General features: G+C 70.3%; 24 protein-coding genes and 7 tRNA genes. 21 read left to right on the top strand and 10 right to left on the bottom strand.

Features of this window, described 5'->3' with window-relative positions; genetic code table 11:
- Nucleotides 1-127: 127 nt before the first annotated feature.
- The 3 genes from cobA (at nucleotide 128) to OHU89_RS11100 (ending at nucleotide 2,643) form a co-directional block, all read left to right on the top strand.
- Entirely contained in the window at nucleotides 128-1,360 is a 1,233-nt protein-coding gene (gene cobA, locus OHU89_RS11110) for a uroporphyrinogen-III C-methyltransferase (RefSeq protein WP_405642056.1), read from the top strand.
- A gap of 64 nt (nucleotides 1,361-1,424) precedes the next feature.
- On the top strand, nucleotides 1,425-2,243 hold the full coding sequence (locus tag OHU89_RS11105; protein ID WP_267017961.1) for an RNA methyltransferase: 819 nt from the start codon (nucleotides 1,425-1,427) through the stop codon (nucleotides 2,241-2,243).
- A 7-nt stretch (nucleotides 2,244-2,250) separates the two neighbouring features.
- Complete coding sequence (locus OHU89_RS11100; protein WP_405642055.1) at nucleotides 2,251-2,643, top strand: NUDIX domain-containing protein; 393 nt, start codon at nucleotides 2,251-2,253, stop codon at nucleotides 2,641-2,643.
- A 4-nt stretch (nucleotides 2,644-2,647) separates the two neighbouring features.
- Here OHU89_RS11100 and OHU89_RS11095 read toward each other — a convergent pair whose 3' ends face one another.
- Nucleotides 2,648-3,979, bottom strand: coding sequence for a protein kinase domain-containing protein (locus OHU89_RS11095; RefSeq protein WP_405654423.1), 1,332 nt, complete (start codon nucleotides 3,977-3,979; stop codon nucleotides 2,648-2,650).
- A gap of 196 nt (nucleotides 3,980-4,175) precedes the next feature.
- On the opposite strand from OHU89_RS11095, the gene OHU89_RS11090 reads away from it, so the two are divergent.
- The 4 genes from OHU89_RS11090 (at nucleotide 4,176) to OHU89_RS11075 (ending at nucleotide 6,565) form a co-directional block, all read left to right on the top strand.
- Nucleotides 4,176-4,415 (top strand): hypothetical protein, encoded by a 240-nt coding sequence (locus tag OHU89_RS11090; protein ID WP_405642053.1) that lies wholly within the window; start codon nucleotides 4,176-4,178, stop codon nucleotides 4,413-4,415.
- Nucleotides 4,416-4,649: 234 nt separating this feature from the next.
- Nucleotides 4,650-4,847, top strand: coding sequence for a hypothetical protein (locus OHU89_RS11085; protein WP_405642051.1), 198 nt, complete (start codon nucleotides 4,650-4,652; stop codon nucleotides 4,845-4,847).
- Between the two features lie 393 nt (nucleotides 4,848-5,240).
- Complete coding sequence (locus OHU89_RS11080) at nucleotides 5,241-6,185, top strand: phosphotransferase family protein (protein ID WP_405642049.1); 945 nt, start codon at nucleotides 5,241-5,243, stop codon at nucleotides 6,183-6,185.
- An 80-nt stretch (nucleotides 6,186-6,265) separates the two neighbouring features.
- Nucleotides 6,266-6,565: a zf-TFIIB domain-containing protein gene (locus OHU89_RS11075; RefSeq protein WP_266894929.1), complete on the top strand. Its 300-nt coding sequence runs from the start codon at nucleotides 6,266-6,268 to the stop codon at nucleotides 6,563-6,565.
- A 53-nt stretch (nucleotides 6,566-6,618) separates the two neighbouring features.
- Here OHU89_RS11075 and OHU89_RS11070 read toward each other — a convergent pair.
- The 5 genes from OHU89_RS11070 to OHU89_RS11050 all read right to left on the bottom strand — a co-directional run bounded on the left by OHU89_RS11070 (nucleotide 6,619) and on the right by OHU89_RS11050 (nucleotide 7,086).
- Nucleotides 6,619-6,690, bottom strand: a tRNA-Val gene (locus OHU89_RS11070).
- 29 nt (nucleotides 6,691-6,719) lie between these two features.
- Nucleotides 6,720-6,791: transfer RNA gene (locus OHU89_RS11065), tRNA-Val, on the bottom strand.
- Between the two features lie 36 nt (nucleotides 6,792-6,827).
- A tRNA-Val gene (locus tag OHU89_RS11060) sits at nucleotides 6,828-6,899 on the bottom strand.
- A 1-nt stretch (nucleotide 6,900) separates the two neighbouring features.
- Nucleotides 6,901-6,974, bottom strand: a tRNA-Cys gene (locus OHU89_RS11055).
- 39 nt (nucleotides 6,975-7,013) lie between these two features.
- A tRNA-Gly gene (locus tag OHU89_RS11050) sits at nucleotides 7,014-7,086 on the bottom strand.
- 177 nt (nucleotides 7,087-7,263) lie between these two features.
- Between OHU89_RS11050 and OHU89_RS11045 the strand changes: the two genes are divergently transcribed.
- The 3 genes from OHU89_RS11045 to OHU89_RS11035 are packed head-to-tail and all read left to right on the top strand — an operon-like array spanning nucleotide 7,264 to nucleotide 10,006.
- A complete protein-coding gene (locus tag OHU89_RS11045; RefSeq protein ID WP_266894931.1) occupies nucleotides 7,264-8,307 on the top strand; it encodes a chorismate-binding protein in 1,044 nt (347 codons plus the stop codon).
- Nucleotides 8,304-9,125, top strand: a complete 822-nt coding sequence (locus tag OHU89_RS11040; RefSeq protein WP_405642046.1) for an aminotransferase class IV — start codon at nucleotides 8,304-8,306, stop codon at nucleotides 9,123-9,125. The genes OHU89_RS11045 and OHU89_RS11040 overlap by 4 nt, the downstream gene beginning before the upstream one ends.
- Before the next feature lie 53 nt (nucleotides 9,126-9,178).
- Nucleotides 9,179-10,006 carry a GNAT family N-acetyltransferase gene (locus tag OHU89_RS11035; RefSeq protein ID WP_405642044.1) on the top strand — a complete coding sequence of 276 codons (828 nt, stop codon included), beginning with the start codon at nucleotides 9,179-9,181 and terminating at the stop codon, nucleotides 10,004-10,006.
- A gap of 12 nt (nucleotides 10,007-10,018) precedes the next feature.
- Here OHU89_RS11035 and OHU89_RS11030 read toward each other — a convergent pair whose 3' ends face one another.
- Nucleotides 10,019-10,543 (bottom strand): DsbA family protein, encoded by a 525-nt coding sequence (locus OHU89_RS11030; protein ID WP_405642042.1) that lies wholly within the window; start codon nucleotides 10,541-10,543, stop codon nucleotides 10,019-10,021.
- A 199-nt stretch (nucleotides 10,544-10,742) separates the two neighbouring features.
- On the opposite strand from OHU89_RS11030, the gene OHU89_RS11025 reads away from it, so the two are divergent.
- Nucleotides 10,743-11,183: a hypothetical protein gene (locus OHU89_RS11025; RefSeq protein ID WP_405642040.1), complete on the top strand. Its 441-nt coding sequence runs from the start codon at nucleotides 10,743-10,745 to the stop codon at nucleotides 11,181-11,183.
- A 155-nt stretch (nucleotides 11,184-11,338) separates the two neighbouring features.
- Complete coding sequence (locus tag OHU89_RS11020) at nucleotides 11,339-11,491, top strand: hypothetical protein (RefSeq protein WP_020138043.1); 153 nt, start codon at nucleotides 11,339-11,341, stop codon at nucleotides 11,489-11,491.
- 64 nt (nucleotides 11,492-11,555) lie between these two features.
- Here OHU89_RS11020 and OHU89_RS11015 read toward each other — a convergent pair whose 3' ends face one another.
- Both OHU89_RS11015 and OHU89_RS11010 read right to left on the bottom strand, forming a co-directional pair.
- Entirely contained in the window at nucleotides 11,556-12,116 is a 561-nt protein-coding gene (locus tag OHU89_RS11015; protein ID WP_405642038.1) for a CGNR zinc finger domain-containing protein, read from the bottom strand.
- Nucleotides 12,117-12,356: 240 nt separating this feature from the next.
- Nucleotides 12,357-12,770 carry an SsgA family sporulation/cell division regulator gene (locus tag OHU89_RS11010; RefSeq protein WP_004002642.1) on the bottom strand — a complete coding sequence of 138 codons (414 nt, stop codon included), beginning with the start codon at nucleotides 12,768-12,770 and terminating at the stop codon, nucleotides 12,357-12,359.
- 191 nt (nucleotides 12,771-12,961) lie between these two features.
- Between OHU89_RS11010 and OHU89_RS11005 the strand changes: the two genes are divergently transcribed.
- From OHU89_RS11005 to OHU89_RS10975, 7 genes are all read left to right on the top strand, one after another.
- On the top strand, nucleotides 12,962-13,414 hold the full coding sequence (locus OHU89_RS11005; RefSeq protein WP_266894939.1) for a TIGR02611 family protein: 453 nt from the start codon (nucleotides 12,962-12,964) through the stop codon (nucleotides 13,412-13,414).
- Nucleotides 13,415-13,477: 63 nt separating this feature from the next.
- A tRNA-Val gene (locus OHU89_RS11000) sits at nucleotides 13,478-13,549 on the top strand.
- 329 nt (nucleotides 13,550-13,878) lie between these two features.
- Nucleotides 13,879-15,165, top strand: coding sequence for an ABC transporter substrate-binding protein (locus OHU89_RS10995; RefSeq protein ID WP_405642036.1), 1,287 nt, complete (start codon nucleotides 13,879-13,881; stop codon nucleotides 15,163-15,165).
- A 14-nt stretch (nucleotides 15,166-15,179) separates the two neighbouring features.
- Nucleotides 15,180-16,136, top strand: a complete 957-nt coding sequence (locus tag OHU89_RS10990; RefSeq protein ID WP_405642034.1) for a carbohydrate ABC transporter permease — start codon at nucleotides 15,180-15,182, stop codon at nucleotides 16,134-16,136.
- Nucleotides 16,133-17,005, top strand: coding sequence for a carbohydrate ABC transporter permease (locus OHU89_RS10985; protein ID WP_405642032.1), 873 nt, complete (start codon nucleotides 16,133-16,135; stop codon nucleotides 17,003-17,005). The genes OHU89_RS10990 and OHU89_RS10985 overlap by 4 nt, the downstream gene beginning before the upstream one ends.
- A gap of 24 nt (nucleotides 17,006-17,029) precedes the next feature.
- Nucleotides 17,030-17,629: a hypothetical protein gene (locus tag OHU89_RS10980; protein WP_405642031.1), complete on the top strand. Its 600-nt coding sequence runs from the start codon at nucleotides 17,030-17,032 to the stop codon at nucleotides 17,627-17,629.
- A 113-nt stretch (nucleotides 17,630-17,742) separates the two neighbouring features.
- Nucleotides 17,743-20,481 (top strand): Tat pathway signal sequence domain protein, encoded by a 2,739-nt coding sequence (locus OHU89_RS10975; protein WP_405642030.1) that lies wholly within the window; start codon nucleotides 17,743-17,745, stop codon nucleotides 20,479-20,481.
- Nucleotides 20,482-20,546: 65 nt separating this feature from the next.
- On the opposite strand, the gene OHU89_RS10970 is transcribed toward OHU89_RS10975, so the two are convergent.
- Entirely contained in the window at nucleotides 20,547-22,919 is a 2,373-nt protein-coding gene (locus OHU89_RS10970) for an SCO7613 C-terminal domain-containing membrane protein (RefSeq protein ID WP_405642028.1), read from the bottom strand.
- A 50-nt stretch (nucleotides 22,920-22,969) separates the two neighbouring features.
- Here OHU89_RS10970 and OHU89_RS10965 point away from each other — a divergent pair, with 50 nt between their 5' ends.
- The gene (locus OHU89_RS10965; protein WP_405642026.1) at nucleotides 22,970-23,416 is read left to right on the top strand and encodes an SRPBCC family protein; all 447 of its coding nucleotides are present in this window, start codon (nucleotides 22,970-22,972) and stop codon (nucleotides 23,414-23,416) included.
- Nucleotides 23,417-23,455: 39 nt separating this feature from the next.
- Nucleotides 23,456-23,527 (top strand) — tRNA-Val (locus OHU89_RS10960).
- The last annotated feature ends 43 nt before the right edge of the window (nucleotides 23,528-23,570 follow it).

Genomic DNA, 23,570 nt, shown 5'->3' with positions numbered 1-23,570 from the left:
GGGGTACGCGTTCCTGCGAGCCCCCCACCCCCGCCGTACGCTGAATCCGAAGCTTAAAATCCGCACGTCAGGGCAGCTCCAGAGCCGTAGCGCCCATCGCATCGCCCGTACGAGGAGCCGCACCCTCATGGCCGAAAACCCCGCCTACCCCGTAGGCCTCCGCCTCACCGGCCGCAAGGTCGTCGTCCTCGGCGGCGGCCAGGTCGCCCAGCGCCGCCTCCCGGCACTGATCGCAGCGGGCGCGGACATCCTCCTCGTATCCCCCGAAGCGACCCCCTCGGTCGAAGCGATGGCGGACGCGGGTGAGATCACCTGGTCGAAGCGGCCGTACACCGAAGGCGACCTCGCCGACGCCTGGTACGCCCTCATCGCCACCAGCGACCCCGAGGCCAACACCGCGGCCTCCACCGAAGCGGAGCGGCACCGCGTCTGGTGCGTCCGCTCGGACGACGCCGACCAGGCGACGGCCTGGACCCCGGCCACCGGCCACAGCGAGGGCGTCACGGTCGCCGTCCTCACCACGAACGCCAAGGGCCGCGACCCCCGCCACACCGCCGCCATCCGCGACGCGGTGGTGGAGGGTCTCCGCGACGGAACCCTGGTGGCGCCCCACCACCGCAGCCGCACCTCCGGCGTCGCCCTCGTCGGCGGCGGCCCCGGCGACCCGGACCTCATCACGGTCCGCGGCCGCCGCCTCCTCGCCGAGGCCGATGTCGTCATCGCCGACCGCCTCGGCCCGCGCGACCTCCTCGCCGAACTCCCGCCGCACGTCGAGGTGATCGACGCGGCGAAGATCCCGTACGGCCGTTTCATGGCCCAGGAGGCCATCAACAACGCCCTGATCGAGCACGCCAAGCAGGGCAAGTCGGTCGTACGGCTGAAGGGCGGCGACCCCTATGTCTTCGGCCGCGGCATGGAGGAACTGCACGCCCTCGCCGAGGCCGGCATCCCCTGCACCGTCGTCCCCGGCATCTCCAGCTCGATCTCGGTCCCGGGCGCGGCCGGCATCCCCGTCACCCACCGCGGTGTCGCACACGAGTTCACGGTGGTCAGCGGCCATGTCGCCCCTGACGACGAGCGCTCCCTGGTCGACTGGCCCTCGCTCGCCAAGCTCACGGGCACGCTGGTGATCCTGATGGGCGTCGACAAGATCGGGAAGATCGCCGAGACGCTCGTCGCGCACGGCAAGCCGGCGGACACTCCGGTGGCTCTCGTCCAGGAGGGCACGACGGCGGCCCAGCGCCGCGTCGACGCCACCCTCGCGACGGTCGCCGAGACGGTCCGTACGCAGGAGGTCAGGCCGCCGGCCGTCATCGTCATCGGTGCGGTCGTGAACGTCGGCCCCGGGGCAACCGCGTAACCCCGGGTAACCCAACTCGTACCTAGCCGTTGGCACCGCACCCAGAGCAAGGCAGTATCACCCTGTGGCCGATCTCATCACCGTCGAGGACCCCGACGACCCGCGCCTGCGCGACTACACAGGCCTGACCGACGTCGAACTGCGCCGCAAACGAGAACCCGCCGAGGGCCTGTTCATCGCCGAGGGCGAGAAGGTCATCAGAAGGGCCAAGGACGCCGGGTACGAGATGCGTTCGATGCTGCTGTCCGCCAAGTGGGTCGACGTCATGCGCGACGTCATCGACGAGCTCCCGGCGCCGGTCTACGCGGTCAGCCCGGAGCTCGCCGAGCAGGTCACCGGTTATCACGTGCACCGCGGCGCGCTCGCCTCCATGCAGCGCAAGCCGCTCCCGACGGCGACCGACCTGCTCCAGACCGCCCGCCGCGTGGTGGTCATGGAGTCGGTCAACGACCACACCAACATCGGCGCGATCTTCCGCTCGGCGGCGGCCCTCGGCATGGACGCGGTCCTGCTCTCCCCGGACTGCGCCGACCCGCTGTACCGCCGTAGCGTCAAGGTCTCGATGGGTGCGGTCTTCTCGGTCCCCTACGCCCGACTCGACACCTGGCCCAAGAGCCTGGAGTCCGTCCGCGAGGCCGGCTTCTCCCTCCTCGCCCTCACCCCGGACGAGAAGGCCAAGACCCTCGACGAGGCCGCCCCCCACAAGATGGACCGGGTCGCCCTGATGCTCGGCGCGGAGGGCGACGGCCTCTCCACCCAGGCCCTGGTCGCCGCCGACGAATGGGTCCGCATCCCCATGGCCCACGGCGTCGACTCCCTCAACGTCGGCGCGGCGGCCGCGGTCGCCTTCTACGCGGTGGCCACGGGCCGCCCCGAGCTCTAGGAGCCCGATGCCCCAGGGCGAGGCGATCGTCGCGGTCCTGCTCCGAGCCGACCGACTGCTGGTCATCCGTCGCGGCCCCACCATCTCCCGCCCCGGCTACTGGCAACCCCTCAGCGGCCGCATCGAACCGGGGGAGACCCAACGGGAGGCGCTGCTCCGCGAGGTACGCGAGGAAGTCGGCCTCACCGCCGTACCGCTCGCGAAGGTCTGGGAGTCCGAGACCGACGACGGCCGCTTCCGCCTCCACTGGTGGACCGCCCGCGCCGACGACGGCGAAGTGGTCCCCGACCCCGTGGAAGTGGCCGAGGCCCGCTGGATCACCCCGCAGGAGTTCCCGGCCCTGGACCCGATCTTCGAAGGGGACCTGGAGTTCTTCGACCGGATCCTGCCGAGCCTGTGACCCGCTAGTCGGCCGACCGGTCCGGCGGTGTCACGTGCACCTGCTCATGGCGTACGACACCACGGTCGCCGTCGAGGCCTCGCGCCGGCCCCTGACATCCCTGGGCCGCGGCGATACCGAGCGCCGCCAGCAGCGTCACCACGACGAACACGAACAGCCGCTGACGCAGCAGCCGTGGATTGGCGGGCCGTCGCCCCGTCCCCGTCGTTCTGGGGCCCGGACGACCGGTACCGCTGCGGGGCGCCGGACGGTTGCCGGAGCGCGTCGTGTTCCGCGAGGCGGGCGTGGGCCGCGCCCCGCTCCGGGACGGAGAGCCGTTGCGCGACGGCGCGGGCCCGCGCGAGGACGTGCCGCGGGGCGCGGGAGTGCGCTGCGTGGGTCCCGGCGTCTGCCCCTGCGGCCGCCGCTGGGCGCGCTGCTGCTCCGGATAGCTCGGCTCGGCGAGCCGTCCCGTGGGCCGGTCGCTCTCGCCCGCACGCGGCGCGGGCGGCCGAACGTCGGCAAGCCCCTGAGCCTCCCGCGCGGCGATCTCCTTGAGCCGCAGCGACAGTTGGAGCGTGCTCGGCCGCTCCTCGGGATCCTTGGCCAGACAGGCACGCACGAGCGGAGCCAGCGCGTCGGGCACCCCGCCCAGATGCGCCTCCTCGTGCACCACGCGGTACAGCATCACCTCGGAACTGCCGTGCCCGAAGGGCGAGTCACCCATGGAGGCGTACGCCAGGGTCGCCCCCAGCGAGAACACGTCCGTGGCCGGGGTGACGGCGGCCCCGCGCACCTGCTCGGGCGCGAGGAAGCCGGGCGACCCGACGGCCGTACCCACATGCGTGAGCGTGGAGGCCCCGGTCGCCCAGGCGATGCCGAAGTCGATGATCCGCGGCCCCTTGGGGGACAGCAGGATGTTGGAAGGCTTGAGATCCCGGTGCACGACCCCCGCCTCATGCACCGCGACGAGCCCCTCCGACAGGGCGGCCCCGATGGCGGCGACCTCGGCCGCGCCCAGCGAGCCCTCGTCGGCGACCTTGTCGTGCAGAGAGGGACCGGGCACGTACTGCGTGGCGAACCACGGCCGTTCCGCGTCGAGATCGGCGGCCACGAGCCGTGCCGTGCACCCGCCGCGAATCCGCCGGGCCGCCGAGACCTCACGCGCGAACCGCGAACGGAACTCCTGGTCCTCCGCCAGATCGGGCCGGATCACCTTCAGCGCGACCCGCTGCCCCTTCTTGTCGGAGCCCAGATAGACGACGCCCATCCCGCCCGCGCCGAGCCGTCTGTGAAGCCTGAACGAGCCGACGACGCGCGGGTCCTCGCGCCTCAGGCGCATCATCGCCATGTTCATCCCCGCTGCCCGGTCCGTGTGACGAGCCACAGCTTACGTTTCCACGGCCGCCCGCGCGCAGAGGCCGCGCCCTCTCGTCCCGATGGATTGTCAGTGCTGGGTGGGAGAATTGAGGGGTGGTCAGGGAGCGGGAGAGCGGGGTGGGTTCGCTCTGCCGGTGATCCCAACCACCTTTCGTCGAAGGGGGATTGAACCCGTGAAGGGTGATCGCGTGGAGATAGTCGTGGACGCAGGGGACACGACGCGCACATACGAGGTGGTGGCGAGCAGGGCGGGCCGCTGGGTGGAGACAGCGGTACGCCGAGGCGTGGTGGAAGTGAGCGAAGTCACCCGCAACGGCTCCGTCGTCCGCACGGCCCGCTTCATGGCGACCCGGGTCCTGGCGCTGGTCGAGCAGCCGGTGCCGCGTGAGGACGGCTCGGAGAAAGCGGGATAGACCGGGCACCCCCTCCGGGAAGACCCGGAGACCTAGGTCTTCGTCTCCACCCAGGGGAGTACTCCCCAGGTCATGGCTCATCCTCCGGGAGGCCCGCCAATCGGTACGAGGGCATGACGTGCGGCGGGCGCCGTCCGCCTAGATTTGAGGTCAAGCGGCGGGTGCAGCACTCGTCCCCCGAGGTCAGACACCCGCCGCTGCCAAAGACAACGCAGAACGGTCAGGAGAGGGACCATGGCCCACACGGCACCGCGGACGATGATCCGCACCAAGGAGCGCACCGCGCTCCACCCCCGCCGGCAGGGCCGTCGCCACCCCTTGGTGGCGACGCTCATGGCCCTTCCCCTGGCGGCCCTGCTCCTCCTCGTCTTCGACGGCTGGGAGACAGTGGCCATACAAGCGTCGTCCGTGGGAGTGATGCTGGGGCGCTGAGCGGCGACCCCAGGCCCGGAAGAGCGGTCCGGGCGGGGACATCCACCCATGAAACCCCGTGGGGACGGGGGTGCGGCGGACGGCAAAAATGCCGGCGCAGCTGGGGAGCTGCGCCGGCATTGCTGTGCCCGCACCTTTCGGCGTCCCAGGACGGGGTCTGTCTTTCAGCCCGTCCGGCGTTTGAGGACGAGGCCCTTTAGGGGCCGACGGGGGTCCGGGGGCGGAGCCCCCATGGACGGGGTCGAAGGGGCAGCGCCCCTGGAGGATGGGACGGGTAGGGGCGGCGGGGGCGAAAACAGCCTGAGGCCAGCCACAACACCGAGCACCCGACGGCCACCCCGCGGCTCCCCGTACCCTCACGACCAGACAACGCACCACCGCCCAGGGAGTCCCGTGACCACCACCCCCTTGCTCTCCGAGCTCACCGCCCGAGTCAAGGCCAGGGCCCACTCCCACACCGCCACCTGCCCCTGCGGAGCAACGAGCGTCCTGGCCGACCGCCCCGACGCCACAGTCGTCCGCCACGCCGACACCGTCGCCAAGGCCCACGCCCCGGACACACCCCCCACCGAGCTGACCTCCCGCCTCACCACGGCGACAGCCCTCCCCGACGTCCTCCTCCCCCCACTCACCCCGACGCCGGTCACCCTGCACGGCCGCCTGGTCACGTTCTGGCCCTACGGCACCCCCGTGGACCCGGAGACCCCGGACAAGGCTCCCTGGGAGGAAGCCGCGACCCTCCTCGCCCACCTCCACCGCACCCCCGCCCCACCCGGCACCCCCCTCATGCGCGGCCCCGCCAAGGCGGCCCGGTCCATCGCCCGCCTCCGCGCCACACCCGCAGCCCCCGAACCCCTCGTACGCCCCGTCCTCGCCGCCTGGTCCGCCCTCCCCGCCTGGGCCCGCGCCGAGACCCCTATGCCGGACACCAACACCCTGTGCCACGGCGACCTCCACCTCGGCCAGCTCGTCCGCCACCCCGCCCCAGACGGCCCCTGGCGTCTCATCGACGTGGACGACCTCGGACGAGGCGTCCCCGCCTGGGACCTCGCCCGCCCGGCCGCCTGGTACGCCTGCGGCCTCCTCCACCCCGACGAGTGGACCCGCTTCCTCGACGCCTACCGCGCGGCAGGCGGCCCGGCCGTCCCCGCGGACGGCGACCCCTGGCCCGCCCTGGACGTCCCAGCCCGCGCCCTCACCGTGCAGACTGCGGCCCGCGCCCTGACCAAGGCCGCCGCGGCGGACCGCTCCCTGGACGAGGTCGAACAGCTCCTCGTCGACGCCTGCGCACGAATGGGTTCCGCCCCACCCGAGTTGACCCGCACCGACGCGAAGTAGGGTGCAACCGACCGGAGCCGGACAGTGTCTGTCCTGGCGTAACGCGAAGCAGGACCAACCGGCGAGGAGTTGAGCCGACGATGCAGTGTCCGAAGTGTCACGCACCCATGCACACGTACAACCGCAACGGTGTTCAGATCGAGCAGTGCAGCGGCTGCCGCGGGATTTTTCTCGACTACGGCGAGCTGGAGGCGCTGACCCGCCTCGAGACCCAGTGGACCCAGCCCGCCCCGCCGCCCCCGGCCGCCCCGCAGGCCTACCCCGCGGCGCCCGCGGCCCCCATGGCCCCCGCCTGGGGCGCCCCGCAGCACGGCGGTCACGGTGGCCACTACGGCCACAAGCGTCACAAGAGCTTCGGCCACATGCTGTTCTCCAGCTGACAGCCGGCAGGCACGAAGAAGCCCCCGGCCGCAGGGCCGGGGGCTTCGGTGTGTGGACGATACTGGGATTGAACCAGTGACCTCTTCCGTGTCAGGGAAGCGCTCTCCCGCTGAGCTAATCGTCCAGGTCAGCCACCCCGTGAGAGGGGCTGCGTGCGCGATACTGGGATTGAACCAGTGACCTCTTCCGTGTCAGGGAAGCGCTCTCCCGCTGAGCTAATCGCGCGGGTTCGGACCTTGCCGTAGGAGCTGGAAGATCCAGTGGACGATACTGGGATTGAACCAGTGACCTCTTCCGTGTCAGGGAAGCGCTCTCCCGCTGAGCTAATCGTCCTTGGAGGTGGAGACGGGATTTGAACCCGTGTAGACGGCTTTGCAGGCCGTTGCCTCGCCTCTCGGCCACTCCACCAGGAGTGTAGGGGGTCGGGAAGATCCCCTTGCTCTTTCGAGCGAACGACGAGGTTCGAACTCGCGACCTCAACCTTGGCAAGGTTGCGCTCTACCAACTGAGCTACGTTCGCCTGTCTTTCCGATCCGCTCTCGCGTCCGGGCGACGTGTTGAACTCTAGCGGATTCCGGGGCCAGCACAAAAACGCGTTTGTGCAGCGTGCTGCGCTGCACCCGCTCGCGCACATGGTCACAGGCTCCCGAGGGACATGACCAGGTCACCCGCAGGACACCCGCCATAGACTCGACGCGTGCTCGACCTCGCCCCTCTCGCCCGCTTCGGCGGCCGCACAGCCACCGGACTCCTCGATGTCACCAGCGACCCCGCGGCCCTGGACTCCAGCGGCTTCTGGGCGGTCTGCGCCGACTTCGAGGGCCGTCTGACCTGCGCCCGCTTCCAGGATGTACGGAAGGAGCGGGTGCCCGCCCCGGTGCCGGGGGCGTGGCACGGCCCGGCGGCCGACGGCTGGACGTCCTCCCTGGACCGCGCCGGATACACGGCGGGCGTCCGCCGGATCCGCGAGCACATCGCGGCCGGCGAGGTCTACCAGGCCAATCTCTGCCGGGTGCTGACCGCGCCCGTCGCGCCCGACGCCGACGTGGACGCGCTGACCGCCCTGCTGGCCCGCGGCAACCCGGCACCGTACGCAGGAACGATCCGGCTGCCGGAGCACGGTGTGGAGATAGCCACCGCCTCCCCCGAGCTGTTCCTGCGCCGCGACGGTCGGATCGTCGAGTCGGGCCCGATCAAGGGCACCGGGCGGACCGAGGCGGACCTCCTGGAGAAGGATTACGCCGAGAACGTGATGATCGTGGACCTGGTCCGCAACGACATCGGACGGGTCTGCGCCACCGGCAGCGTCAGCGTCCCCGACCTGTGCGCGGTCGAGAAGCATCCGGGCCTCGTCCACCTCGTCTCGACGGTCCGCGGCGAACTGCGCGAGGGCGCCGGCTGGCCCGAACTGCTCGACGCCGCCTTCCCGCCCGGCTCGGTCACCGGCGCCCCCAAGTCCAGCGCCCTGCGGATCATCGACGCCCTGGAGCCGGCGCCCCGCGGCCCGTACTGCGGAGGCATCGGCTGGGTCGACGCCGACCGGGGCACCGGCGAGCTGGCCGTCGGCATCCGCACCTTCTGGATCGACCGCGCGGAAGGCGTGCTGCGGTTCGGCACCGGCGCCGGCATCACCTGGGGTTCGGACCCCGAGGGGGAGTGGCGGGAGACCGAGCTGAAGGCGGCCCGGCTGCTCGCGGTAGCGTCGGGTACGTACGAGGTGAGTGAAGGGACCATCAGGTGAAGATCTGGCTCGACGGCGGGCTGCAGGACATCGGGTCCGCCCGTGTCTCCGTCTTCGACCACGGGCTGACCGTGGGCGACGGCATCTTCGAGACGGTGAAGGCGGTGGACGGCGAGCCGTTCGCGCTCACCCGGCACCTCGACCGGCTGACCCGCTCCGCGCGCGGTCTCGGCCTGCCCGACCCCGATCTCGACGAGGTGCGCCGCGGCTGTGTGGCCGTCATCGAGGCCAACCCGATGCCGCTCGGCCGGCTCCGCATCACCTACACCGGCGGCCACGGCCCCCTCGGGTCCGACCGCGGCGAACACGGCCCGACCCTGGTCGTCGCCCTCGGCGAGACCACCCGCCGCCCCGACTCCACCTCCGTGATCACGGTCCCCTGGACCCGCAACGAACGCGGCGCCCTCACCGGACTCAAGACCACCTCGTACGCCGAGAACGTCGTGGCCCTCGCCCGGGCCCGCGAGCACGGCGCCTCCGAGGCGCTGTTCGCCAACACCGTCGGGCAGCTCTGCGAGGGCACCGGGTCGAACGTCTTCGTCGTCCTCGACGGTGAGATCCACACCCCGCCGGTCGCCTCCGGCTGCCTCGCGGGCATCACGCGCGCGTTGACGGTCGAATGGACCGGCGCCAAGGAGACCGACCTGCCGCTGGACGTCCTGGAGCGGGCCGACGAGGTCTTCCTCACCTCCACCCTGCGGGACGTACAGGCCGTCCACCGCCTCGACGACCGGGAACTGCCGGGCACCCCGGGCCCGGTCACCACCAAGGCCATGCGGATCTTCGACGAGCGGGCCGGGAACGACCTCGATCCGTAAAAGCCCTCGAAATTGAGCTGACGCAGCGGGGCGCGGCGGGTAGAACACCCCTGATGACCACGACCCTGCGGCCGACCGAGCCGCTCCAGCACAACGCCGACGGCACGCGTTCACGCCACTACCAGGTGTGCGTGAACAGCCGCCCCGTCGGCGCGATACACCTCGGCACGTCCCCCTCCTTCGGCGACTCGGTGGCCCGCATCCACGAGCTGCGGATCGAGGAACCCGACCAGCGGCGTGGCCGAGGCACGGTGGCCGCGCTCGCCGCCGAGGAGGTGGCACGTGGCTGGGGCTGCCGCGAGATCGAGGCGGTCGGCGTACCAGCCTCCGCCGAGGCGGCCCTGCGGCTGGTCAACGCGCTGGGCTACGTCCTGCGCAATCGCGGCATGGTGAAGGAACTCGGCGACACCCCGCCGGAACTGCCCGCCGGCAGTCAGGCCCGCCCCATGACGCAGGCCGACTTCGACGCCTGGCTGGAGCACGAGTCGGAGGACTACGCGCGCACCTGGATGGCACGGGGCGTGCCGGAGCCCGAGGCGCGCGCCAAGTCGCAGCGCGACCACGACACGCTCCTGCCGCAGGGCCTCACCACCGAGAACATGCAGTTCAGCATCCTGGAGCACGAGGGCACACGCGTGGGTGTCCTCTGGCTCGCCCTGCGCGACGGCAAGCCCTACATCTTCGACGTCGAGGCGGACGAGGCCCACCGCGGCCGTGGACACGGCCGCACGCTCATGCTGCTGGCGGAGACCCAGGCACACGCCCTCGGCAGGCGGACCCTGGGCCTGAACGTCTTCGCGGGCAACACCGCGGCCGAGCGGCTGTACGAGTCACTGGGCTACGAGACGACGCAGTACGCCTTCTACAAGTCGCTGCTGTAGGCGTACGAGGGGTCAGGCGCCCGGCGCGGCCAGCAGCCGGTCCGCGATCCCCTCGATGCGCTCGCGCAGCCCCTCCTGGCTCTTGCCGCCGTCGAGGCGCTCGCCGTCGATGACGTACGTCGGGGTGCCGGTCACGCCGATCGCCTTGCCCTCGGCATGGTCGGCGTCCACGATCAGGATGTGCCGGCCGTCGATCAGCGCGGTGTCGAACTCCTCGGCGTCCAGCCCCAGTTCGCCGGCCACCTCGACCAGGAAGGGTTCTCCCTCGCGGCCCAGCTCCTCGACCCGGCCCAGTACGGCCTCGACGTAGTCCCAGCCCTTCCCCTGCTCCGCGGCCTCCTCTGCGGCCTGCGCGGCGGCGAAGGCGTGCTTGTGCTTCTCCAGCGGGAAGTGCCGCAGCCGCAGCTCCAGCCGGTCGCCGTAACGCGCACGCAGGGCCCGGACGTCCTCCAGGGCGCTCCGGCAGTCCGGGCACTGGAGATCGCACCAGACGTCGAGCACGGGGGCGACGGGACGCACGGGGGAGGAGTCACTCATGTCCCCAGTCTCCCAGCCGCGCCCCGGACGACCCAATCGGCCCCGGAACGCAGCAGGGGAGACACACCTCGACCGGCACCTACGGAGGATCCGACCCGGAGATGTCCCTGATGTCGGCTCGGAGCATGGCCCCGCGGGGTGGGGGCGGTGCAGGATGGAAGGGACGAAGTGCCCTGTCGAGCCCTGCCTGGAGGACCGGATGATTGCCGAGACCGTCTGTTCCGCCGCCGCCGTGGCCGGCCTGGGCATCGCGGCGGTGACGGCGTACCGCAAGCGCTTCCTCGCCGCCGCCCGTCTCGCCGCGTACTCTCTCGTGCCCCTCGGCCTGGTGATGACCGGTGTCGTCGAGTGGGTGGCGGACACCGCGTTCAGTCCGACGGCCTGGGCCGGCTTCGGTGTGCTCGGTGTCTCCTGGCTGCTCTTCGTGAGCACGCGCGCGGTGGAGCGCAGGCGCGGCGGCACCCGCAAGGAGCGCAAGGCGGCCCGGGCCGCGCAGAGCGAGGCGATCGCCCCGGCGGCCTCGGCGCCCTCGCTGGGCCAGGCCTCCCGCCCGGCGACCCGTCCCGCCGCCACACCCCGCGCCGGTGCCGGGGAGGACTTCAGTGACATCGAGGCCATCCTGAAGAAGCACGGCATATGACGGGTGCAGACGGACTGAAACGACACAGTCGGCCCGCACCTGTCCCGGAGCCGTCCACGTCTTGAACCGTTCGTCACGGGATCCGGCGAACTGCCGTTCTTTCCTGGCGTGTTGGTCACCCGACCGGTGCCGACTGCGTCATCATCGCCCGCGAGATGCTGGACACGACACAGAGCGACGCCGCGCCGCCGCAGGACGAGCCGCGCGGGTGCCTTTTCGCCCTTTCCCAGCCACCGCTGATGATCTTTCTTGCGGTGATCGGGTGTCTACTGCTCATGGCTGCGCTGCACGATCTGCTGCTGCTCTGAGCCGTACCCGCGGTGCCCGGCGTCACCCGCCGGGTACCGCGTCGACACCACCGTGGGCCGGAGCTCAGCCCGCCGCCTCCTTGCGGCGCGCCCGGTACGCGGCCACATGCAACCGGTTCCCGCACGTACGGCTGTCGCAGTAGCGACGCGACCGGTTGCGGGAGAGGTCGACGAAGGCGTGCCGGCAGTCGGGGGCCTCGCAGCGCCGCAGCCGCTCCTGCTCCCCGGCGACCACGAAGAAGGCCAGCGCCATGCCGCAGTCCGCCGCCAGGTGGTCGGCGATGGAGGCGCCGGGCGCGAAGTAGTGCACATGCCAGTCGTAGCCGTCGTGGTCGGTGAGCCGGGGTGTGGTGCCCGCCGCGGCCACCAGCTCGTTGATCAGCCCGGCCGCGGCCCGGGGGTCCGAGGCGGAGAAGATCGAGGCGAACCGGCCGCGGATCTTGCGCACCGCGGAGAGATCGAACTCCGAGAGCACCCCGACATCGCTGATCTCGTGCTTTTGTACGAAATCCGCGAGAGCCGGGACGTCCGGCAGCGCGTCCGGGGTCGTGGTGTCCTCCGGTGCGGTGTTCACCAGATCCACCACGGCATCGAGGGCGCACCGGGTGTCATGGGTGATCAGCACGTTTCGCTCCCTGGCCTGGGGGGTCGGGCGGGCGCCCGCCGATGCTGGCCGATGGTAGTGGCTCCACGAGCGCCCGTACCGGCCCCGGACCTCCCGAACCGGTGATAACGGGCACACGCAACGGCGCCGCCCCGCGAGAATCCGCGGTGACGGCGCCGGTGTGTACCCATATGCGGTTGTCTAGGCCCGAGCCGTCACCCCGAGTCGACGGCGCCGGGCGGCTTGGTGGGACCTCTCGCCCTAGCTCTCCGCCAGGATGTGCGAGAGCTCCTGATCGAGGTCGAAGTGCCGGTGCTCCGTGCCAGGGGGCACGGCGGCGTCCGTTCGCTTCAGGAACGACTCCAGGGCCCGGGCCGGGGCCTCGAGCAATGCTTCACCTTCCGGGGAGCTCAGGGCGATGCACACGACGCCCTGACCGTGACTGCGCGACGGCCAGACTCGGACGTCGCCGGTTCCGGTGGGCCGGTGGAGGCCCTCCGCGAGGAGGTCGCGGGCGAACACCCACTCGACGGTCTCCTCGGCTCCGGTGTGGAAGGTGGCGTGCACGGCGTAGGGGTCGGCCGTGTCGTACCGCAGGCCTGCGGGGACAGGCAGGGAGGACTCGCTCGACACAACGAGGCGCAGGTGCAGCTCGCAGCTGACCGTGGTGTTCATAAGCGCCAGGGCCTTTCGCTCAGTGTGCGCTCGGGGATTCGCACGTCGGCGAAATCGACATGCCACCTACGGTGCCGTTGTAAACCCCTCTGAGTGTTTTGCGTGCCTTTACGTAACTCTTCCGGCCGAGACCCTGTTCGCGAGGTACGACCATTTCGGTGACCGGTTTCCCTCGGGTAAAGTTTGGCCGTATGAATACGGGGAGTGACGAGCAGGCCGAGGTGGCCGTGGCATCGGACGAGTCGAAGACGAGCGGGGCGCAGAGCGGGCACGGGCTCGGCTCCAAGGCGCCGGAATTCATCAAGGCGCGCCGAGCGCTGCACCTGAGCTGGCAGGTCGGGATCTTCATCATCGGCCTTGCCGTCGTGGTCCTGGGCATCATCATGCTTCCGCTGCCGGGACCGGGCTGGGTCGTGATCTTCGGCGGCATGGCGATCTGGGCGACCGAGTTCGTCTGGGCCCAGCTGGTGCTGCGCTGGACCAAGCGCAAAGTGACCGAGGCGGCCCAGAAGGCGCTCGACCCCAAGGTGCGCCGGCGCAACATCATCCTGACGTCGATCGGCCTGGTGATCGTGGCCGCGATCGGCGCGGTCTACCTCTACAAGTTCGGCTTCGAGATGCCGTGGAACATCAAGAACCAGTGATCGGCGGCCCTGCGGGGGGTGCGGAAGCACCCCCTGACATGGGGTAATGTTCTTCCTGCGTCCGGGCGATTAGCTCAGTGGGAGAGCGCTTCGTTCACACCGAAGAGGTCACTGGTTCGAACCCAGTATCGCCCACCCGGACCGTCGGCCCGTCTGCCTCAGTGCAGACGGGCCGACGTCGTTCCGGGCCCTCCGCATCGCCGACGAGTTTCGGCCGGACAACGTCCGGGTGCGACAGGCCAGTTCGCGTTCGATCCGTCGAATTCCCGCGCCTCACCTGCGACTTCGTCCCCTTGACGGGATCACTCGGCCCCGACGTGTCGTCAACTCGCCCGGCGGCTCCACAAGAAAATCCTGTCCGAATCATTGACGCATTCCTAGGCCCCTCGTAGCTTGTGCCAGCAAGCGCTTACTTGAAACGATTCATGCAGGCGGCAATGACGCTGCGGGGAGGGGGCCCAACCATGGGAACCAGCAAGAATGTTGAGAGGCGTACGATCCTGAAGGTGGCCGGGGCCTCGGCCACCACCATCGGGCTGGGAGCAACGACCGCGTGCGGCGGTGACAGCGGTTCCGGAGACGGGACGGTGACACTCCGTTACGCATGGTGGGGTGGCGAGCCGCGCACCATCGCCATGAAGAAGGCGATCGCGGCCTTCGAGAAGAAGTACCCGAAGATCAAGATCAAGCCTGAATTCACCGACTACCAGGCGTTCTGGGAGAAGTTCCAGACACAGGCCTCCGGCGGGAATCCGCCGGACGTATTCCAGAATGCTGTCGGCTTCCTGCGCAAGTACGACAAGCGCGGCATTCTTCTGGACCTCAAGGCGCAGGCGGACGCCGGGAATCTGAGCCTGGAGAACTTCCGCAACGGCGTTCTGGCGAACGGTCAGGTCGACGGCAAGCAGCTCGGCGTCCCCGTCGGCGCCAACACCATGGCGCTCGTCATCGACCTCAAGGCCTTCAAGAAGGCCGGTGTCGAGGCGAAGATGGGCTGGACCTGGGACGAGTACTTCGACGCCCTCCAGACGATCCAGGACAAGCTGAAGATCGCCGGTGACACCGGCTACTTCGGCATCATGTACCTGTACGACCTGTATCTGCGTCAGAACGGCAAGGCGTTCTTCACCGACTCCGATCTCGGCTTCACCGAGGACGACCTGACGCAGTGGTGGTCGGACGGGTACAAGCGTGTGAAGTCCGGGCTTGTCACCGACCCCAAGAAGATCGAGCAGGTCCAGCCCAAGTCCGGTCTTTCGGCAGGGCTCGCCGCGTCCGAATTCACCTGGGACAACTTCTCCATCCGTTACGAGGGCGAGGGCGAGTCGGACTACGGGCTCGCGCCGATCCCCACCACGGACGGCAAGCAGACCGGCCAGTACCTCGGTTCGCTGATGCTCAGCGCCTTCTCCGGGACCAAGCACCCCAAGGAAGTCGCCCAGTTCATCTCCTTCATGGTCCACGACCCCGAGGTCGGCAAGATCATGGGCTACGACCGCGGCATCCTGCCCACCACCGAGCAGTACGACGCGTTCAAGCCCACCGACGCCAACAACAAGGGCGTCGCGGCCTACGAGGCCGAGGTCGCCAAGGCCGGTGTGCTCGGGAAGATCACCCCGCACCCGTCCGGGGCGGATGTCATCGAGGCGGCGTTCCTGCGCATCGGCGGCGAGGTCTCCCAGGGCAAGACCAAGCCGGCCGACGCCGCCAAGGCGCTGTTCAGCGAGGCCAAGGCCGCGTTCGCGGGCTGAGGGGACGTACCACCATGACGCTCGTCAAGGAAGCGCCCGCGCGTCCGGCGAAGAAGCGGTCCACCGCTCCTTCCGCCGGGCGGCGCGGGCGGCGCCGCGAGAACATCGTCGGCTATCTCTTCATGTCGCCGTGGATCGCGGGATTCCTGGTGCTCACGGCGGGGCCGATGATCGCGTCGCTGTACTACGCGTTCACCCGCTACAACCTCTTCACTCCACCGGAGTGGGTGGGCTTCGACAACTTCACGACCATGTTCCAGGACCCGCGCTGGCAGAAGTCGGTCGAGGTCACGCTGAAGTACGTCGTCGTGGCCACCCCGCTGAAGCTCCTGCTCGCGCTCGGTGTCGCACTGCTCCTCGCGCAGAAACGGCTCGGGCAGGGGCTGTACAGGGCCGCGTTCTACATGCCCTCGCTCATCGGCGCCAGCGTCTCCGTCGGCTTCGTGTGGCGGGCGCTGTTCTCGGACGACGCGATCGTGGATCGTACGCAGAAGGTCTTCGGGCTGGACGTGGGCGGCTGGATCGGCAACCCGGACTACGTCATCTACGCGCTGGTCGCCCTGAGCATCTGGCAGTTCGGCGCGCCGATGGTCATCTTCCTGGCCGGTCTCAAGCAGGTTCCGCAGGAGCTGTACGAGGCCGCCGAGATGGACGGGGCCGGACCCCTGCGGCGGTTCTGGAACATCACGCTGCCGATGATCTCCCCGGTGCTGTTCTTCAACGTGCTGCTGGAGTCCATCCACGCGTTCCAGGTGTTCGGGTCCGCCTATGTGGTCTCCAACACCCAGTGCGGGCCGGCCGACGCCACCCTCGTCTACACCTGTTACCTCTACCAGAAGGGCTTCAAGGAGGCCCAGATGGGCTTCGCCTCCGCGATGGCCTGGACGCTGGTGGTCGCGGTGGCGCTGGTCACGGCGGTCCTGTTCTGGTCGCAGAAGAAGTGGGTGCACTACGAGGAGGCCGCCAAGTGACCAGTGTCAGCACCCCCGCCGTGCGCACCGCGAACGAGCGGAAGCGCACCGGTTCGATCGCCTGGCACGTGGGCTCGCTCGCCGTCCTCGCGGTCGTCCTGTACCCGGTGATCTGGGTGATCGGTGCCTCGTTCAAGCCGAGCAAGGACATCATCGCCAGCATCGACCTGCTGCCCGTCAAGCCGGTCTGGGAGAACTTCTCCGCGCTCGCCGATGGCATATCCGGCATCTCCATCGGCACGTTCTTCACGAACTCGCTGATGTACGCGGGGCTAGCCGTGGCCGGTGTCGTGCTGTCCAGCTCGCTGACCGCGTACGCCTTCGCCAAGATCCGGTTCGCCGGGCGGAACCTGCTGTTCACGCTGATGATCGGCACGCTGCTGCTGCCGTATCACGTCCTGCTCATCCCGCAGTACGTGATGTTCCGCAAGCTTGAACTCACCGACACCCTGGTGCCGCTCGTCGCGGGCAAGTTCCTGGCCACGGAAGCGTTCTTCGTCTTCCTGATGGTGCAGTTCATGCGCGGCCTCCCCAAGGAACTGGACGAGGCCGCCAAGCTCGACGGCTGCGGGCATCTGCGGACCTACTGGTCCATCGTGCTGCCGCTGTGCCGGCCCGCCCTCATCACCAGCGCGATCTTCACCTTCATCAACGCGTGGAACGACTTCATGGGGCCGTTGATCTACCTCAACACCCCCGACAAGTACACCGTCTCGCTCGGCCTGATGATGTTCCGCGATCAGGAGGGCATCTCCAACTACGGCAGCATGATCGCGATGTCGCTGGTGGCGCTGGTGCCGGTCATCGCCTTCTTCATGGCCTTCCAGCGGTATCTCATCGACGGTATGGCGACGTCCGGACTGAAGTGAGCGGAAAGGACTGAGGCGGTCACCATGGCGGAAGCACGAGTGAAGGCCCGCTCCCGGCGCAGGGAGTCCATGTTCGGCGAGCGGTTCGCGGTCTTCGCCGAGTCCCTGCTCACCGGGGTGTGGATCGCCGTGGCCTGTCTCGGGGTCGTCAGCTATCCCGCGGCCTTCGCCGCCGGCGCACGGCATCTGCGGCGTCGTACGACGCACGAGAGCGGTGGCTGGCGGGAGTTCGTCGCGGACTTCCGTACGGCCCTGCGGGGTGGGTGGGTCGTCGGGCTCGCCGGATGGGCGGTGGCCGCCGCGGTCTGGGTGGACGTCCTGGCCGCGCGGGCCGGCCTGCCCGGCGGGCCGTTCGTCGGAGCCGTCGGCATCTTCGCGCTGATCGGACTCGCCGTGGCCCTGCTGCGCGCGGCGGCGCACTGGACGCCCGGTGACGCCTGGCGGCTGCTGCTCGCGGACGCCGTGCGGCGGACCGCGCTCGATCCCGCAGGGTCCTTCCTGATCGTCTGCGGGCTGGGCGTCGTGGCCCTGTCCGCCATGTTCATCGCACCGCTGGCGGTCCCCGTCCTCGGGGCCGTCGCGGCGGCGGCCGTCGCCGTCGAGGAGCGCTACCGGCGCCGCTGACGCGCGGTGCCCTCGCACCAGGTCGGCGCCCCGGGCGTCGCACCTCTCTCTGTCATGCCCCTGACCACCTGCACGGAAAAAGCTTCCCGCACGGAAGGAAAGGCAGGACCCCTATGTCTCCCATCCCCCGCAGGTCCATCCTCAAGGCGGCCGCCGTGGCCGGCGCCGCCGCACAGTTCAGCTGGGCCCTAGGAGCCAAGGACGCGCAGGCCGCGCCGAGAGCCGCGGAGGCCGACGCCGATCCCGTGCCCCTGGACTGGCTGGAGGACGGCGGGCTGGGTGCCGCACCCGGCTCCACCCTCGGCGTGCCCTGGCCCAAGGGCACCTACCAGGAGGACCAGACCTTCGCGCTGACGGACGCGGACGGCAAGTCCGTACCCGTGCAGTCCTGGCCGATCGCCTACTGGCCGGACGGATCCCTCAAGTGGACCGCCCACGCCGTGAGTTCGGGCGACGGCAAGCTCACCCTCGCCGCCGGCGAGGCCGCCGTACCGGACAAGAAGGTCACCGTCGACAAGAGCGGTGGCACCATCACCGTCTCCACCGGTGTCATCACCGCGAAGATCGGCAAGTCCGGCGCCACCCTGATCAAGTCGGTCACCCGCGGCTCCACCGAGATCGCCAAGAACGGCAAGCTCGTGCTGATCCGCCAGCCCGAGATCGAGGACGAGGACCAGGGCGCGGTCAAGACCGAGCGCTTCGACGGCGTCATCTCCGAGGTCACCGTCGAGCAGGACGGCCCGGTCCGCGCGGTGGTCCGCATCGACGGCAAGCACCGCAAGGGCAACCGGAGCTGGCTGCCGTTCTCCATCCGTCTGTACTTCTACGCCGGCGCCGATTCCTTCCGCATGGTGCACACCATCACCTTCGACGGCACCCAGGAGCCGGGCAAGGCCAGCGGCGACTTCATCCGCGGCATCGGCGTCCGCTTCACCGTGCCGATGCGCGACCAGTCCTACGACCGTCACATCCGCATCGGCGGCGACGGCACCGGTCTGCTGCGCGAGGCCGTCAAGGGCATCACCGGTCTGCGCCGGGACCCGGGTGCGGCCGTGCAGGCGGCGCAGTACGCGGGCGAGAAGCTGCCCGACCCGTCCACCTGGGACCAGCGGGTCACCACCCGGCTCCAGTACATCCCCGAGTGGGGCGACTACACCCTCTCCCAGCTCTCCGCCGACGGCTTCAACCTGCGCAAGCGCACCAAGAAGGGCCACGGCTGGATCGGAGCCGGCGGCGGCAAGCGGGCGTCCGGCTTCGGCTACGTCGGCGGCGCGAGCGGCGGACTCTCCTTCGGCCTGCGGGACTTCTGGGAGAAGTTCCCCGCCCAGCTCGACATCCGCGACGCCCAGACCGACGAGGCCGAGGTCACCCTCTGGCTCTGGTCGCCCGAGGCACAGCCGATGGACCTGCGCTTCTACCACGACGGCATGGGCCAGGACACCTTCGCCGAGCAGCTCGAAGGCCTCAACATCACCTACGAGGACTACGAGCCCGAGTTCGGCACGCCGTACGGCATCGCGCGTACGTCGGAGCTGTTGTTCTGGGCCAACGAGACGACACCGGCCCCGGCGAAACTCGCCGAACAGGTCGAGGCCGTCCGGGTGCTGCCGCAGCTCGCCGCGCCGCCCAAGCAGCTCATCAAGGCCAAGGTCTTCGGCCCGGGCCTGTACTCCGAGCCCGACCGCTCCACGCCCGCCAAGGCGAAGATCGAGGACCACCTCGACTTCCTCTTCACCTACTACAAGGACCAGGTGGAGCAGCGCCGTTGGTACGGCTTCTGGGACTACGGCGACATCATGCACACCTACGACACGGTGCGGCACCAGTGGCGGTACGACATCGGTGGCTACGCCTGGGACAACTCCGAGCTGTCGCCGGACCTCTGGCTCTGGTTCGCGTACCTGCGCTCGGGCCGCGCGGACATCTTCCGCTTCGCCGAGGCGATGACCCGCCACACCGGTGAGGTCGACGTCTACCACCTGGGCAAGTGGGCCGGGCTCGGCACCCGGCATGGAGTGCAGCACTACGCCGACAGCGCCAAGCAGCAGCGCATCGCCAACACGACGTACCGCCGCTACTACTACTTCCTCACCGCGGACGAACGCGTTGGCGACCTCATGCACGCCAACGTCGACTCCGACGAGACCTTCCTCGTCCTCGACCCGATCCGCAAGATCCGCACCGAGCCGTACACCCCCGACCGGCACGCGCTGTCGATCGGCTTCGGCACGGACTGGAGCGGGCTCGTGTCGGCGTGGCTGACGGAGTGGGAGCGCAAGGGGCCGAAGTGGGAGAAGGCCAAGGCGCGCGTGCTGTCGACCATGGAGACGATCGGCGCCCAGCCGAACGGGTTCGTGCAGGGGACCGGGCTGTACGACCTCGACACCGGCAAGTTCGCGGTCGCCTCGGCACCAGTGGTCGGGGTCTCGCACCTCTCCGCGGTCTTCGGGCTCAACGAGCTGTGCGCCGAGCTCATCGACCTCGTCGACATCCCGAAGTTCAACGAGGCGTACTTCGACTACTGCCGCTACTTCAACGCCACCAAGGCCGAGCAGGCGGCGCGGTACGGGTCCAACTTCGGCTCGCTGCTGCTGTTCCAGGGGCATTCGCGGCTCGACGCGTACGCGGCTGTGCAGACCGGGGACGAGAAGCTCGCCAAGCGGGCGTGGGAGAAGTTCTACAACTCCGACGGGTACAAGGAGTCGGCGCCCTGGAAGACGGAGAAGCTGAGCGGGCCGGTGGCGTTGGTGCCGGGTAGTGAGGCGGCTTGGGTGTCCACGAACGACACCGCGTTGTACGGGCTTGCGGCCATTGAGAATCTGGCGCTGCTCGGGGACAAGATGCCTTCGTAGGGGTTGAGGTCGTGGGGAACTGCGCGACCGTTGTGGCTGGTCGCGCAGTTCCCCACGACCCTGGGTCAGTTCATCCTCCCCAGGATCTCTCGCGCCCTGCGGACATTCCTGATGCGCTGCTCGTACGTCGCTCCCAGCGCGAGCAGCAGGAGGCCGGCGAGGGCGGGAAGTACCCAGCGGGGGAGGGCGTCGGTCACCTGGACGATGTACGGGGCGAGTTCGTGCAGCGCGTCCAAGGCGAGGACCGTGCCGCCCAGCAGGAGGGGTGCGCGGAGGTTGTAGCCGGCGCCCAGCAAGGTCAGCGACAGTGCGGCCAGGCCCAGCAGCAGCGGGCGGGTCCAGTGCGGGTCGGTCCAGGCCGCTGCGAGGCTCGGCAGGAGCGTGGCGGCGAGGCCGGGGCCGAAGGCGGTCCAGGACGAGGTCAGCGGGTCGCGGCGCAGCCGCAGGAAGCCGACGACCAGCGCAGGGACGGTCACCGGGATCGTGTACGCCTCGGGCATGTCGACCTCCCAGGCCGCCAGGCGTACCCAGGTCGCCAGGACGAACAGGACGGCGGCCGCGTAGCCGACGGGGCGGCGGTCCGGGCGGATCGCCGTGCCCGCGGCGATCACCGCGCACAGGGCCAGGACCAGGGCGAGCATCGGCAGGTCGGTCGCGGCGAGCCCGATGGCGAGCAGTCCGGCGACGGCACCCGCCACCTCGAGGGGAATCCGCTCGGTCACGCGCGGTGCGATCAGGGCGGCGGCCACCGGGACCACCAGGACCAGCAGCGCGGTGTGCTGCGGCTGCCAGTCCGCGGCCGCTCCCGTCGCGCAGGCCAGCGCGGTGGCGTAGGCGAGGGCGGCCGGGGCCGTGATGGACGTGAGCCGCCAGGAGACGGCCGCGAAGAACGCGGTGAGGGCGCCGAGCGCGGTGAGGGTTGCCGTCTGTGAGGCCAGCGCGGTGAAGGCGAGGTCGGCGGAGGTGGCGAGGGCGAGGATCGTCGCCGTCGGCTGCCCGTACGGGGCGGCGAGCGCGACCGCGGTCAGAGCGCCGAGCGTCAACAGGCCGGTCGTGTAGGGGAGTTCGAGGACCGCCGGGACCGTCAGGGCCGCGGCCCAGGTGAGCACCAGCGCGCCGGTCAGGGCCTGGGCGTGCCGGTCGGTGTTCCTGAACGCCAGGGCGAGCACCGCCGCGACGGCCACCAGGACGAGCGGAGCCGCGGCCATGTCCGGCGGCCAGGGCACGTCCACCGTCACCGTCTCACGCATGTTCGCCGGTGCCCCGGACCATGCCCGGAACGTCCAGGCGACCGGCCCCAGCAGGGTGAGCGCCACGAGCGGCAGCGCCCACAGCACCGCGAGCCCTTGTACGGCGGCGGAGGACCAGGCCAGTCCGTTGCGTACCGTCTCCGGCAGCCGCCCGGTCCGCACGGCCGCCAACAGGGCGATCCCGCAGGCGAGATGCACCGGAACCGTCCACGCGTCCGGCACCGCGGGGCGGACCGCGCCGCCCAGCGCGGCGACCGCGAGGAGACCCGAGGTCACGGCGAGGCCGACGGCGTGGCCCTTGCCCAGGCCGCCGCGCCAGGCCGCGCCCAGAGCGATCGCCGCCGCGAGGAGGATGAGCGCCGCCGCACGGGCGGCGGCGCTCGGACCGGTGGCCGTCCAGGACAACCAGCCGGCCGTCAGTGCGCCCGAGGAGCCCAGGCCGTACGCGCCGACGGCGGCGACGACACGTACGGCCCCGATCGTCACCCGGAGGGCGACAACTGTGTCGAATGCGGCTGTCACCAGCAGCGCGGCCGCGATGCCGTGGGCGCCCACGGAGGACGAGATCGCCCAGAACGACAACGGGAGTTGGGCCGCGGCCAGCGCGGCCGGGAGGGGCAGACGCAGCTCCGCCGCCCGCGGCAGCAGGCCGTAGGCCAGCCAGAGCCCCGCCAGCAGCGCCGACGCGGCTGCTGTGTAGCCCGCACCGCCCATACCGGGCAGGGCGACCTCGTACAGCGCGTACGCGTCGAGCACCGTCAGCGCCAGACCCAGGCCCGCCACCGCCTCGGCCGTCGAGCGCAGCCCGCGCTTCACCAGGGGCAGCGGAGCGGCGAGCGCGGCCAGCGTGAGTGCGCCGAGCACCAGACCCCGGCCGGCGATCCCCAGATGCCCCCAGCTGACCAGCGTGAACACCATCGCGGCGATCGTCAGCAGGACACCGCCCAGCAGCAGAAGAAGGTTCTGCACGCCGGGAGCGCTGGTCTCCGGGCGAGGCGAGGCCACAGGGGTCGGGTTCGTCGTCGGCCGCGGCTGCAGCGCGGCGACCAGCCACGCGCGTCGGGTCAGCAACTGGGCCCGGCGGCGGTCGAGTTGCCACAGCTCGGCATCGAGGAGCCGCAGCTCCTCGGCCGGGGGCGGGATGTGCGTCATGCCTTGGAGTGTGGTCCGCGTCACGTCGTAGGGCATGAGTGCGCGTACTCAGAACGTACTCAGATCCGTGCGGGCAGACTCTGTGCATGGACTGGACCCATTATCGCTTCCGTACGCAGTGGGCCCTGAGCGCGTCGCCCGCCACCGTCTACGACGCCCTGGAGCAGGCCGAGGACTACCCCCGCTGGTGGCCCCAGGTCCGCGAGGTCGACCGTCTCGACGACACCACCGGCGTCATCACGATCCGCGCCACCCTGCCCTACGACCTGGTCTTCACCGCGCGAGAGGTGCGGCGCGACCGGGCGGCCGGGGTGCTGGAGATCGCCATGACCGGGGACCTGGAGGGATGGGCGCGCTGGACGATCGACGGGGACGGGGCGCGCAGCCTCGCCCGCTACGAGCAGGTGGTCGACGTGAACAAGCCGCTCCTGAGGCGCCTCGCCGTGCCCGGACGGCCGGTGTTCCGTGCCAACCACTGGCTGATGATGCGGGCCGGACGACGGGGTCTGGCCGCGTACTTGGAAGCGGTTTGAAGGAAGGGCGCGCGGACCTGTATTGTTCAGTCCGTTCCCGGGCGATTAGCTCAGTGGGAGAGCGCTTCGTTCACACCGAAGAGGTCACTGGTTCGAACCCAGTATCGCCCACCGGGAGAAAGCCGGTCCGCGTCACGCGGACCGGCTTCTTTGT

This window comes from Streptomyces sp. NBC_00019 (genome assembly GCF_045041015.1).
Lineage (GTDB): Bacteria > Actinomycetota > Actinomycetes > Streptomycetales > Streptomycetaceae > Streptomyces.
The sequence above is the reverse complement of the archived record's forward strand: the minus strand, read 5'-3'. Positions and strand labels throughout refer to the sequence as shown.